Source organism: Azospirillum sp. A29, assembly GCF_042604625.1.
GTDB lineage: Bacteria > Pseudomonadota > Alphaproteobacteria > Azospirillales > Azospirillaceae > Azospirillum > Azospirillum palustre.
This window is the reverse complement of the sequence record NZ_CP170460.1, coordinates 1242756-1255644: the sequence shown is the minus strand read 5'-3', so window position 1 is coordinate 1255644 and position 12889 is coordinate 1242756. Positions and strand designations below refer to the sequence as shown.

Genomic DNA, 12889 nt, shown 5'->3' with positions numbered 1-12889 from the left:
GGACCATGCCCCGATCCCTCACCGAAGCGAGGATGGCGGAATGCCGAAAACGGTGCGGAACTGCCGGGACAGATGGGCGCAGTCGGAAAAGCCCGCCTCCAGCGCGATCTGGGTGATGGACTCGTCGCTGTGCGTCAGCATCCATCGCGCATAGTTCAGCCGCAGCTGGCGGTAATAGCTGAGCGGCGAGGCGCCGGTGTGCATGCGGAACAGGCGGATGAACTGACGCGTGCTCACCTGCACCCGTTGGGCAAGCTCATCGAGCGACAGCGGAACGCTGAGATTCTGCTCCATCAGCAGCGTCGCGCGCCGGATGCGCTCATCGGCGACCGCCGAAGGATCCGCCGCCGCGGGGCCGAGCGGCTGAGGTTGGGGCTGTGCCTGGTCGGGCGGCCGGGCCCTGTCGTTCTGGAGGATATGCAGCGCCTTGCGCGCCGCGGCGGCACCGATGTGCCGCTCGATCAGATAGGCGGCGACATCGGCAGCCGCCGTTCCGCCGGCGCAGGTGATGCGGTCGCGCCCGACAACGAACAGTTCGTCGGCGGTGAAGGGATGATTGGGAAACTTCGCCGCGAAATCACGGTGATGGTACCAGCTGACACAGCAGCGGCGTCCCTCCATCAGGCCGGCCTCGACCAGCGCGAACACGCCGGTGCAGACGCCGATCAGCCTGACGTCCTTCCGGACGGCTTCGCGCAGATAGGCCTGCGTCGTCGGGTCCAACTGCGGACCGTCGTCGAGAAGCCCGCCGACGACGACCAGATAGTCGAACTCCCGCACGTCGCGCAAATCGTCCCATGGCGCAATGTCCAGCCCGCAGCTCGACCGGACAGGCTCGCGGCCGAGCCCCATGACGGTCCAGCGGCAATGCCGCTGCCGGCTGCTGTCGCCGTCGTCCGCGGCCAGCCGCAGCATGTCTATGAAGCTCGACAGCGCCGTCAGGGTGAAATTGCGGGTCAGCAGGAAGCCGACCGACAGGCGGGGACGCGGCGCCTTCCATGTGCGGTCGCACTGCCGGCGGACGACGAACTGGCCGCTGGACACCGGCCGATGCAGCGTTTCGGCAGTCATGGTTCGGCATCCTTGCGTGAGATGGGCCCGCTCAGCCGGCCTTCGCCGTGCGATGCCGCAGGATGGCGCCGCGCGACAGCCGGTCGAGCACGATGGCGACGGCGACGATGGCCAGACCGGCCCGCAAGCCGACCCCCATCTCCATCCGCGTCAACCCCCGCGTCACCTCCGCACCCAGGCCGCCGGAACCGACCAGCCCGGCGAGCACCACCATCGCCAGCGACAGCAGGATGCATTGGTTGAGCCCGACCAGAAGCGTCGGCATGGCGGCCGGCAGCTCGATCTTGAACAGGATGGCCTGCCGCGTCGCACCGATGGCCTGCCCAAGCTCCAGCAGATCCTTCGGGACCTGCTTGAAGGCCAGGGTGGTCAGCCGCAGCATCGGCGGAACGCCGTAGATGACCGTCGCGATGATCGCCGGCACGCTGCCCAGGCTGAAGACGATGACGGCGGGGATCAGATAGACCCAGGGCGGCACCGTCTGCATCACGTCCAGCAGCGGGCGCAATCCCGCCTCCACCATCCTGACCCGCGAGGCGACGACACCCAGGGGAAAGGCGATGGCGACCGAGATGACGACGGAGATGGTGACCAGCGTCACCGTCTGGACGGTCGCCTGCCACAGCCCGGCGACGTAGCAGAAGCCCATGGCGGCGGCGACCAGCACCGCGATCCTGCGGTTGGCGAGCAGCAGCGCGAAGACCACCGACAGGGCGACCAGCGCATAGGGCGGCAGGGACAGCAGCAGCGCGTTGATGCCGCCCAGCGTGGATTCGATGACAAGGCCGATGAAGGCGAAGAGCGGCCGGAAATTCATGTTCAGCCAGTCGACCGCCGGTGCCAGCCAAGCGCCCGGTGAAATGATGACGTTGCCGTTCATTTTCCGCCTCCATATCCCGGCTGGGACACCAACCGGGCCGCACCTTGGGTCAGTCGATCCAGAACGATGGTCAGGATGACGATGGCGATGGCGCCATCGATCGACTTGGCGATGTCGAGCGTGCGGACCGCCTTGTAGATGGTCTCGCCCAGTCCGCCCGACCCGACGATGCCGGCGATCACCACCATGCCGAAGGCCATCATCAGGCTCTGGTTGATGCCGGCCATGATGCTGGGCACCGCGAAGGGCAGGCGGATCTTGGCGAACATCTGCCAGTTCGTCATGCCGGTCGACTGGCCGAGTTCGAGGAACTCGCTCGGCGTCAGGCGGATCCCAAGCGTCGTCAGCCGGAAGGCCGGCGGAACCGCGACGACGAAGGTCGCCGCCAGCGCTGTGGCCGGGCCGTAGCCGAGCAGCGCGATCCCCGGCAGCAGATAGATGTAGGGCGGCAGCGTCTGCACCAGATCGAGCACCGGCTCCAGCGAGCGGTCGACCTTCGGCGCGAAGCCGGTCAGCACCCCCGCCGGAATGGCGACAAGCAGGGCGAGGATGGTCGACGAAATGACCAGCGCCAGCGTGCTCATCGTCTCCGGCCACAGCCCCATCAGGGCGCAGCCGACCAGCGCCGCCCCCGCCAGCACGCCGAAGCGCAGGCCGACGACGCGCCAGCCGATCAGCGCAAAGGCGACCGCGATCACATAGAAAGGCGGGATGCTCAAAACCCAGAACACCGCGCCGTAGAACCCTTCGAGCACCGCCCGCACGAAATCGAACAGCGCACCCGCATTGTCGCCGAGCCAGCCGGGTCCGGAATCGACGATGTTGTCGAATGCCCCGGCGAACGCTCCGGCGAAACCAAGCCCCTCCATCGCAGGAACTCCCCTACCAGATGGTTGAGATCACGCCGCCTCAGGCCGGAGCCAGCTCGGCCGTGTGGCCGTCCGACACGCTGCGCAGCAGGCCGCGTGTCGTCACGATGCCGACGATGGCGTCGTCGTCGACCACGGCCACGGCATCGCGGTCCGACATCATGGTGAGCGTGATCAGCTCGTCGATGTCCGCTTCCGGATTGGTGCGCAGAAGCGAGAGGATGTCGATGTTCGGGCTGATCCGCTGGAACTCCGCGACCGGGATCATCACCGAATGGGCCTTGACCAGATGCAGGCGCGAGATGCCGGCGACGAACTGCGCGACATAGGGATCGGCCGGCTTGAGGATAATCTCCTCCGCCGTGCCGACCTGGATGATCAGCCCGTCCTTCATGATGGCGATCCGGTCGCCGATGCGGATGGCCTCGTCGAGGTCATGGGTGATGAACACCGCCGACTTGCCAAGATCCTTGGTCAGCTGGCGGAACTCGTCCTGCAACTGCCTGCGGATCAGCGGATCGAGCGCGCTGAACGGCTCGTCCATCAGAATGATCTCGGGGTCGGAGGCGATGGCGCGGGCCAGACCGACGCGCTGCTGCATGCCGCCGGACAGCTCGCCGGGATAGCGCTTCAGCCAGTCGGACAGGCCGACCTTGGCCAGCGCCTTCTCCGCCGTGCGGTTCCGCTCCGCCGCCGGGATGCCCTGCACCTCCAGCCCGAAGGCCGCATTCTCCAGCACCGTGCGGTGCGGCAGCAGGGCGACGCTCTGGAACACCATGCCGATGTGGCGGGCGCGCATCTGGCGGAGCTCCGCCGCGTTCAGGGTCGCGATGTCGCGGCCCTTGACGATCACCTTGCCCAGGCTCGGCATGATCAGCCGGTTGAGAAGGCGGATCAGGGTCGACTTGCCGCTTCCCGAAAGGCCCATGATGCAGAAGATTTCGCCGCGCCTGACCTGGAGGCTGGCCTCGGAAACACCGACGACGCAATTGAATTCCTGAAGAACCGCCGTCTTGGTCAGGCCGCGTTCGGAAATCGCCTTGATGGCGGCGGGAGCATTGTCGCCGAAAACCTTCCAGACAGACTGACAGTCGATCAGGACCTCGCCGCTGCTGACGGTCGTCATCTCGCCCTACCCTCCTCAACAGATGCCGCGCTGACGCCCGCATCCGGCATAACGTTCAGGCCCGCGGCACCCGCCGGCCGAACCGGCGGGCGCCGCGGATTTCGAAGATCAGTACTTCTTGATGTTCCCCCAGCGTTTGATCAGGTCGCCATGGCTGTCGGTCCACTCCTTGACGGCCTGGTCCATCGTCTTGCCGTCCTTCACGGCGCCGTTGATGGCGGTGATGTCGGCGAGCGGGACATAGACGCTGGCCATCACTTCACGGGCCTGCGGGTTCTGTTCGGAGAAACCCTTGCGGCCGATCCAGTAATAGCCCTGCGGCGGCGGGAACACAGCCTTCGGGTCGGCGAGATACTTCATGTCGAACTTCTGGGCCATCCAGGACGGCTCCCAGATCGTCACGGCGATCGGCTCCTTGCGGTCGAACGCCGACTTCAGCGCGGCGGTCATCGCCGAGGTGCTGCCTTCGACCAGCTGCAGCTTGAGACCGTAGGCCTTCACCGCATTGGAGGCGTCGCGCATCAGGCCCGAACCGGGTTCGATGCCGATGATCTTGTTGCCGAACTTGTCGGCGTTGGCGTTCAGCTGGTCCAGGCTGTCGACGGCGACATATTTGGGAACGGCGATGCCCTGATAGAGACCGTGCGAGACGGGCGAGATCTTCTCCAGGCGGTTCTTGTTCTTGTCCCAGTAATCCTGGGCGACATAGTCGGTCTGCGAAGCCAGCACCTCGATGTCGCCCTTGGTCAGCGCGGCATAGGCGATGCCCCATTCCGAGAATTCGGTCACCTTCACGCTGAAGCCGGCATCCTCCAGCACCTTCTTGGTGATGCCGGTGATCGGGGTCAGATCCTCCCGCCGAGGGTCCCCATCTTGATCGCCTTGTCGGCCGCCTGGGCCGGCATGATCGATATGCCGACCATCGCCGCAGCGCACAGGGTTTTCCAGATCGCTTTCATGATGACCTCCTGTTCGAGTTTTGATTTTGCTTCGGATTGGACTTTTGGAGCGCGGGGGAGCGGTCCCGTCGCCGTCACAAGCTTTTCTTCACGCTTCCCGCCCGGCGCGCATTTCCTGCCACCGGATGACGGAGTTGATCCCGATCCACGACAAGGGTTCGGGCGGTATCAGGCTCGGTTTCGGGTGGTTCCGATACGTCGCCAGGGTGTCGCTGCCGGTGCCGGTCGCCAGTTCGGCAACCATCATTCCCGCCAGCGTGCTCTTGACGGTGCCGAGACCGTTTTCGCAGCAGGCGGAATAGAGGCCGGGCTCGATCTCGCCGAAGGCCGGCGCGTGGTTGCGGCTGAGGCACAGCGCGCCGGCCCAACTGTACTCCATCGGCACGCCGGAGAGTTCGGGGAAGCGGGCGTCGAACGACCGCCGCTGTTGCGCGGCGATGCCGGCGACCCGCGCCTCGGACACCGTCAGGCCGGGGTCGTAGGTGAAGCGGGTGCGGATGACGACGCGCGACAGGCCATGGGCGCTGATCTTGCGCACCGTCGCCCCCATCGGATCGGCCGGAAGCAGCGCCCAGCGCTCCGCCCCGCTCATCTGGCGGCTGTATTCGTTCTGCGAGAAGGCCGCCGTCATCGACGCATAGGTGAAGATGTGCATCAGGCGGCCGCTGAAATGGCCGAAGCTCTGGATATGTCCATTGACCGCCAGGATCGCCCGCGGCGCCGTCACCGTCCCGCGGTTGGAGGTGGCGACCCAGTCGCCGCCCCGCCGCTTCAGTTCGCGCACCGGCGAGTTCTCGTAGATCTCCGTGGTCGGCCGCAGCCCGGTGGCCAGCGCCCGGATATACTCCGCCGGTTGGATCAGCACCGCACCGGGGGTGTAGACGCCACCCAGATAGTAGCGGGACCCGGTGATGTCCCGCATCTGGTCGGCGTCCAGCTCCTCGTACCGCTCGCTGATGCGCCGGAGCGAATCCCGGAAGTTTCGGTTGGCCTTCAGCCCGCGTTCGCTGGCGGCGGCGTTGATCTTGCCGCAGGGGTCGAAGGTTGTCGGCTCCATGCCGTATTCGGCGGCCGCCTCAGCGGCGAAAGCGATGGCAAGGCGGTTCTGCCCGATCTCCAGGGTCGTGGAGGCCGCGTCGCCGACCGAATAGTCGCCGGAGGACAGGTTGTGCGGCACGTCGATCATGAAGCCGGAATTGCGCCCGGCCGCACCTTTCGCCACCTCCTGCGCATCGAGGACAATCACCCGCTCTCCCGGCCGAAGCTGGGCCAGCCGGCGCGCCGCCGACAGTCCGGCGAAGCCGGCGCCGACGATCAGCCAGTCGGCGCGGAGATCGCCGTCGAGTTCCCGCACCGGAAAGCCGCGGCTGCTGATCGCCTCCCATCCCGAAACGCCGGTTTCGGCGGGCAGGCGCCGGACGATGTGTCCAGCCGTTGCAGGCCCGCTCATTGCTGGATCGTGTCCGGAGACCGGTCGGTCAGATCGATCCAGATGGTCTTCAGTTCGGTATACTGGTCGTGCGCCCACATCGACTTGTCGCGCCCGCCGAAACCGGACTCCTTGTAGCCGCCGAACGGGGGGGAGGCGTCGCCCTCGCCGAAGCAGTTCACCGTGACCACCCCCGCCCGGATTTCGCGTGCCAGCAGGAAGGCATGGCGCAGGTTGCCGGTGTAGACCGACGCCGCCAGCCCATAGGGCGTGTCGTTGGCCAGCGAGATCGCCTCGGACAGCGTGTTGAAGCCGGTCACCGACAGCACCGGCCCGAAGATCTCCTCCTGGAACAGGCGGCTTTCGGCGGAGACGTTGTCGACCACGGTCGGCTCGACGAAGACGCCATCCTGCGTCGTCCCGCCGACCAGGACGGCCTCGCGGCCGGCGCCGACCTGATCGATGTAGGATTTGACCTTCTTGAAATGCTCCGGGCTGACCAGCGCGCCGACGCGGTTGGCCGGGTCGAGCGGATCGCCCATCCGCCATTCGCCGATGCAGGAGGCGATCCGCTTCAGCAACGCGTCCTTGACCGACGCATGGACGATCAGGCGCGAGGTTGCCGAGCAGTTCTCGCCCATGTTCCAGAAGGCGCCGTTGACCACCTGTTCGGCCACCGTGTCGAGATTTTCGACGTCGCCGAGCACGACGGCCGGGTTCTTGCCGCCGCATTCCAGCACGATGCGCTTCAGGTTGGAGTCGGCGGCATAGCGCAGGAAGCGCCGGCCGGTGGCGGTCGAGCCGGTGAAGCTGACCATCGCCACGTCCATGTGCATGCCGATGGGCTCGCCGACCTCCTTGCCGGTGCCGGTGACGACGTTCAGCACGCCGGCCGGGATCCCGGCTTCATGCGCCAGTTCGGCGACCCGCAGCGCCGTCAGCGAGGTCTGCTCGGCCGGCTTGACCACCAGCGAGCAGCCGGCGGCCAGCGCCGGGCCGATCTTCCAAGCCAGCATCAGCAGCGGGAAGTTCCACGGCAGCACCAGACCGACGACGCCGATCGGTTCGCGGACGACCAGCGCCACCGCGTTCGATGTGACCGGTGCGGTGTTGTCGTAAATCTTGTCGATCAGCTCGGCATGCCAGCGGATCGTGTGGATGGTGTCCGGGACATCGACGGTGTGGCATTCGCTGACCGGCTTGCCGCTGTCGAGGCTTTCCATCACCGCCAGCTCGGCGCTGTTGCGCTCCAGCAGCTTGGCGAATTTCAGCAGGATGGCCTTGCGCTCGCCGGGCGACAGCTGGCGCCAGCGCCCGTCGTCGAAGGCCTCCTTGGCCTTGGCGACGGCATAATCCACGTCCGCCGCATCGCAGGCAGCCACTTCGGTCAGCAGCTTGCCGGTGGCGGGATTGAAGGTCTTGAAGGTCTTACCGGAGGCCGCCGAACGGAAACGGCCATCGACGAAGGCGTTCTGCGGAAAGGACAGGGTTTCGGCAATCGCCGCGTAATCGGCCGCAGACAGCAGATCAGACATACTCGGCCTCCAGGGCAACTTGCGCGATGCTGCGTTTCAGGGTGTTGACGACCGTGCGCAGCCCGCGCTTGTCTTCGGCGTTCAGCGGACGCAGCGGGGACCTGACCGAGCCGACCTCGAACCCGTTGAGTTCGCAGCCATATTTGATCGACTGGACGAACTTGCCGCCGTCGAGGAAATTCATCAGCGGCATCATCGCCGACATGATCCGGCGGCCCTTGTCGAAATTCTTCTCGACGACGCACGCCTCATAGAGCGCCACATGTTCGCGGGGGAGGAAGTTCGATCCGGCGCACACCCAGCTCCGCGCGCCCCAGGCGAAGAATTCGAGCGCCTGATCGTCCCAGCCGCAGGACAGCTGGATCTGGGGGAACTGCCGCGTCAGCAGATGGACACGCCCCATCTCGCCGGAGCTTTCCTTGATCGCCACGACGTTCTTCAGCCGCGAGACACGGGCGAGATACTCCTCGCCCATCGAAACGCCCATGCGGCCGGGATAATTGTACAGCATGATCGGCAGCCCGGCGGCACGGTCGATGGCGATTGCGTGCAGCGCGTTTTCCTGCTCGGTCGGCAAGGCGTAAGGGGGCGTCGTCACCAGAATGGCGTCGGCGGCGATGGCCTTGGCGGCTTTGGCGTATTCGATGGCGTCTTCGGTCCGCGTCGCCCCGGTGCCGACGATCAGCGGCAACCGCCCGCCGATCACCTGCTTGGCATAAGCCGCCAGATCGAAACGCTCCTGCGGCGTGTGCGCGTAATACTCACCGGTCGATCCGCCGATGATGATGCCGTGAACGCCGGATTCGATCAGGTATTCCAGGATGGCGGCGAAGGCCTCCTTGTCGATCTGGCCATCGGGGGCCAGAGGCGTCACGGCAGGTGTGTAAATACCTTCGAATCTCACAGCTATTTTTCCATTGCGAGCGCAGAAGTATTTTCAAAAGGCGTGTCCGCTTTCATTCCTTCCGGCGCAATAAACATTTCCATGGTCTCACGGGACAATTCCCAATGCTCGAAGACCAAATTGACAACACCAATCTCATTGCGGGCAGAAATTTCTTGAATGAACCTGTCGTGCTGATTTACGGCCAGATCGATCTTGCTCTTCATATCGTCGTTCCGCGGATTGAAGAATGTCTGGCCAATCCGGGCGTGATCTATCAGAAGTCTGTTCAGGCTGGGCTGGAGATAAACATTCCCCGACATCTCGCCCATGATCTCGTGGAACCTGTTGTTTTCGATCACCATCGACATCGTGTCGCCCTGCTGGCTGGCGGTCCGGAAACGCTCCTGCGTCGCTTCCAAATCCGACAGTTGCCTGGACTTGTGGTTCTGGACCGCCAGCCGGCCGATGGCGGCATAGATCATCGGCGCGGCCAGAAAGAAATTCCTCAAGGTCGAGTAGTTCATCGGGGCGACCCGCGCCCCTCTGTTTTCCCGGATGTCGATGTATCCCTCGCCGGCAAGCCGGCGGAAAATCTCCCGGATCGGTGTCCGGGAAAGCCCATAGCTTTCACTCAGGACCACTTCATCCAAATCCTCGTCCGGCTCCAATTCCATTGTCAGGATTTGGCGCTTCAGATCGTCATAGAGGCTGGTTTTCGCGTTCTTCAACTGCCACTCCTGGTTTGCTTGATAAGCCGGAGCCGGACTTTAAAAAGTTGATGAACGGAATGTTAGCCCTTTGACCGATCCACAGCAAGCGATTTTGTATTTTCTGTGTACACATTTTGAATTCCGCTGAGATACAAAACCGGAAAGGTCAGCGCACTCAACCGCCCCGCCATGGGCGTCGAAAGAAATTTTCCGTTTCATGACAAAGACTTGCTCCCTCGCATCCAGACCGCACCCCGACCCGGACCGGCTGGCCAAGCCGGCCGTCATCCCGTCGCCGGTCTCCCACACCGCTTTTCCGGGCGTGTCATGGCCCGTGCTCCAGGGCGCGCCATCTCGACACGCACGCTGGGCACGGCCCGGCCGTCGAAGATGTCCGGCTTCCGGACGCCGACCGCCACCCGCTGCACGCGGAAATCGGCAAAGCACAATTCCGCGATCTCAAGCGCCAGCGTTTCGAGAAGACAGATGTGGCGCCCGCGGGTGGCCTCCCCGATGCGGTCCAGAAGGCCGTCGTAGGACACCACCTCGGTCAGGCGGTCTCCCGTCACCGTCAAATCCTGATGGACCGTCATCTCCAGATCGATCTGCACGCGCTGCTGCCGGTTCCTTTCATGCTTATAGGCACCGATGCTCAGGACGAGGGAAAACCCGTCCAGCCGGATGCGGTAACCGGGCATGGCCGGTTCGTCATGGTCATCGCCGGCCACCAGAAACTGCATACCGTGCGACATCGGCGATCACCCCTCGACGCTGACACGAAGTCCCGATGGGCGGGCTTTCCCATCGACCGGCAGGATCGTCGATCGATGCCCGGCGCAGTTTTTTAGTAGGCACCCCGGATCATCGTCTTGAACGGTCCGGCCACGCGATTTGCAGGAATCCGCCATGGTCTGGTTTTAGCGGTGCCCGGTTTGAACCGTGGCCGGCCCTGTGCGATAGTCGAGGCCGCCGGGCGTCCCGTATCATCGTTACTCCGCAGGGTTGGGAACGGCTTCAGATGACGTCACGATTCTACCGGTTGCCCTCCCTGACGGCGCTTGCGACCTTCGAAGCGGCAGCCCGCCACCGCAGCATCAAGCGTGCGGCGGAGGAGCTGAACGTCACCCCCGGCGCGGTCAGCCGCCAGATCAAGGGGCTGGAGGAGGAACTCGGCATCCCGCTGTTCGGCCGCAACCAATCCGGCCTGGCGCTCACCGGCGAAGGCGAGACGCTCTACGCCACCCTCGCGGACTCATTCCGGCGGACGGCCGACACCCTCGACGCGATCCGTGCCGGGCGACCGCAGCGGCCGGTGACGCTCGCCTGCACCGATGCGTTCGCCAAATGCTGGCTGATGCCGCGGATGAGCGATTTCTGGCAGCGCTTTCCCGACATCTGCGTCAACCACCTCGTCACCGACGACGCCCACGGCTTCCGCCGGGCGGAGGTCGATCTGCGGATCCGGTACGGCCAGGGCGCCTGGCCGGACGAAATCTCGGTCCAGCTCTTCGAAGAGACCATCTATCCGGTGGCATCTCCGACATTTGCCGAGCGTCATCGGGACATCGCCCCCGCCGACCTGCCGTCGCTGCCCCTCCTTCATGTCGACTGGGTCGATCCCGACTGGACCGGGTGGGACGAGGTCCTGCGGCGCGGCAACATCCCCCATGCCCCGCTGCCGGGACGGCGCTTCAGCAGCTTCGCCGTCGCCCTCCAGGCCTGTCAGGCCGGACAGGGGATCGCCATCGGCTGGCACCGGCTGGTCCGCGACCATGTAGCGGCCGGCACGCTCGTCCCACTGACCGGCCTGACGCTGCACGCACCCGGCGCCTATCACCTCACCTGGAACCGCAACCTCGCCATGGGCGACGCCGTCTGCACGCTGCGGGACTGGATCGTCGGACAAGCCGCCACCGAAGCCATCGACACAACCCCGGCGGCTTGAGTTTTTCTCGAAGGGCCGGCGATTTTTTTTCAGTCAGTCCGGTCCGCGATCATCCGTTAAGCTGCACGCGAATGACGGAACGGCCGGTTCCGTCACCGCCCCCACTCCCGCAAGGCCGCAAACCGCCCTTCGATGCCCGGCATCGACGCCGGCAAAGGCCGTGCTCGGCCAAAATCAACCGGCCCGAAATCACCCGATCCAAAATCACCTGACAGGCCCCGTCCCTCCCGGAGCATCGACCATGTTGCATGATGCGGACATCCTCGCCCTCCTGACCGCCCGCCGCCCCGGCTATTCCCTCCCGCGGGACCTCTACACCGACCCCGCCGCCTTCCGGATGGATGTGGACCGCATCTGGTACAGGCGCTGGCTCTTCGCCATCCCGGCCTGCGAGATCCCGAAGGCCGGAAACCATGTCGTCCACACCGTCGTCGATCACACGGTCATCATCGTGCGCGGCGACGATGGCGCGATCCGCGCCTTCCACAACAGCTGCCGCCACCGCGGCTCGGTGCTGTGCAAGGGCGAGAAGGGCTCCCGGCCGAAGATCGTCTGCCCGTACCACCAATGGACCTACGGCCTCGACGGCTCGCTCGTCTGGGCGCGCGACATGGGGCTGGAGTTCGACCGCAGGCAGCATGGGCTGAAGCCGGTCCACTGCCGCGAGGTCGCCGGGCTGGTCTACATCTGCCTCGCCGAAACCGCCCCGCCCTTCGAGGAGTTCGCGGTCGAGGCCGCCCGCTATCTGGCGCCGCACGACCTCGTGAACTCCAAGGTCGCCCACCAGAGCACCATCGTCGAGAAGGGCAACTGGAAGCTGGTCTGGGAGAACAACCGCGAGTGCTACCACTGTGCCGGCAACCACCCCGCCCTGTGCCGGACCTTCCCGGAGGACGCGCGCCTGATCGGCAACGGCGGCAACGGCCTCGCCAGCGAGCTCGACGCCCATCGCGAGCGCTGCGAGGCGGTCGGTGCCCCCTCCGAATTCCGCATGGCGCCGGACGGCTTCTGGCGCTTCGTCCGCATGCCGCTGCTCGGCTTTGCCGAGAGCTACACCATGGACGGCAAGGCTGCGGTCGCCAGGCCCAATTCCAGCTTCCCGTTCAGGAATGCCGGGGCTCTGCTGAAATTCCTCTACCCGTCCAGCTGGAACCATTTCCTCGGCGACCACGCGATTGTCTTCCGGGTCACGCCGCTCGGCCCGACCGAGACGGAGGTGACGACCAAATGGCTCGTCCACAAGGACGCGGTCGAAGGGCGGGACTACGACCTTACCCGCCTGACCGAGGTGTGGATCGCCACCAATGCCGAGGACAGGACGGTGGTCGAGGACAACCAGCGCGGCATCCTGTCCCCCAGCTACGAGCCCGGTCCGCTGTCGAACGACCATGAGGCCGGCATCGTCCAGTTCCAGGACTGGTATGCCGCCACCCTGACCGGCGTGCCCACCCTGCGCGAAGCCGTCGCCGCGGAGTAAGC

12 protein-coding genes are annotated in these 12889 nt (G+C 65.4%); 2 read left to right on the top strand and 10 right to left on the bottom strand.

The genetic code is table 11. From position 1 onward, the window contains the following. Positions 1–18 precede the first annotated feature (18 nt). The 10 genes from ABNQ38_RS05370 to ABNQ38_RS05325 all read right to left on the bottom strand — a co-directional run bounded on the left by ABNQ38_RS05370 (position 19) and on the right by ABNQ38_RS05325 (position 10217). On the bottom strand, positions 19–1071 hold the full coding sequence (locus tag ABNQ38_RS05370; RefSeq protein ID WP_377806073.1) for a GlxA family transcriptional regulator: 1053 nt from the start codon (positions 1069–1071) through the stop codon (positions 19–21). Positions 1072–1102: 31 nt separating this feature from the next. After that, positions 1103–1951 carry an ABC transporter permease gene (locus tag ABNQ38_RS05365; RefSeq protein ID WP_377806072.1) on the bottom strand — a complete coding sequence of 283 codons (849 nt, stop codon included), beginning with the start codon at positions 1949–1951 and terminating at the stop codon, positions 1103–1105. Next, positions 1948–2820, bottom strand: coding sequence for an ABC transporter permease (locus ABNQ38_RS05360; protein WP_377806071.1), 873 nt, complete (start codon positions 2818–2820; stop codon positions 1948–1950). The genes ABNQ38_RS05365 and ABNQ38_RS05360 overlap by 4 nt, the downstream gene beginning before the upstream one ends. A 40-nt stretch (positions 2821–2860) precedes the next feature. Beyond that, positions 2861–3946, bottom strand: coding sequence for a glycine betaine/L-proline ABC transporter ATP-binding protein (locus ABNQ38_RS05355; protein ID WP_377806070.1), 1086 nt, complete (start codon positions 3944–3946; stop codon positions 2861–2863). A 108-nt stretch (positions 3947–4054) separates the two neighbouring features. Next, on the bottom strand, positions 4055–4777 hold the full coding sequence (locus ABNQ38_RS05350) for a glycine betaine ABC transporter substrate-binding protein (protein ID WP_377806226.1): 723 nt from the start codon (positions 4775–4777) through the stop codon (positions 4055–4057). Positions 4778–4993: 216 nt separating this feature from the next. After that, a complete protein-coding gene (locus ABNQ38_RS05345) occupies positions 4994–6355 on the bottom strand; it encodes an NAD(P)/FAD-dependent oxidoreductase (protein ID WP_377806069.1) in 1362 nt (453 codons plus the stop codon). Continuing rightward, entirely contained in the window at positions 6352–7869 is a 1518-nt protein-coding gene (locus ABNQ38_RS05340; RefSeq protein ID WP_377806068.1) for an aldehyde dehydrogenase, read from the bottom strand. Before ABNQ38_RS05340 ends, ABNQ38_RS05345 begins: the two co-directional genes overlap by 4 nt. Further along, a complete protein-coding gene (locus ABNQ38_RS05335; RefSeq protein ID WP_377806067.1) occupies positions 7862–8773 on the bottom strand; it encodes a dihydrodipicolinate synthase family protein in 912 nt (303 codons plus the stop codon). The genes ABNQ38_RS05340 and ABNQ38_RS05335 overlap by 8 nt, the downstream gene beginning before the upstream one ends. 2 nt (positions 8774–8775) lie before the next feature. Next, positions 8776–9483 carry a GntR family transcriptional regulator gene (locus ABNQ38_RS05330; protein WP_377806066.1) on the bottom strand — a complete coding sequence of 236 codons (708 nt, stop codon included), beginning with the start codon at positions 9481–9483 and terminating at the stop codon, positions 8776–8778. A 266-nt stretch (positions 9484–9749) separates the two neighbouring features. Then, positions 9750–10217, bottom strand: a complete 468-nt coding sequence (locus ABNQ38_RS05325; protein ID WP_377806065.1) for a dihydroneopterin aldolase — start codon at positions 10215–10217, stop codon at positions 9750–9752. 266 nt (positions 10218–10483) lie between these two features. On the opposite strand from ABNQ38_RS05325, the gene ABNQ38_RS05320 reads away from it, so the two are divergent. Then, positions 10484–11410: a LysR substrate-binding domain-containing protein gene (locus ABNQ38_RS05320; RefSeq protein ID WP_377806063.1), complete on the top strand. Its 927-nt coding sequence runs from the start codon at positions 10484–10486 to the stop codon at positions 11408–11410. A 241-nt stretch (positions 11411–11651) separates the two neighbouring features. Then, positions 11652–12887 carry an aromatic ring-hydroxylating dioxygenase subunit alpha gene (locus ABNQ38_RS05315; RefSeq protein WP_377806062.1) on the top strand — a complete coding sequence of 412 codons (1236 nt, stop codon included), beginning with the start codon at positions 11652–11654 and terminating at the stop codon, positions 12885–12887. The last annotated feature ends 2 nt before the right edge of the window (positions 12888–12889 follow it).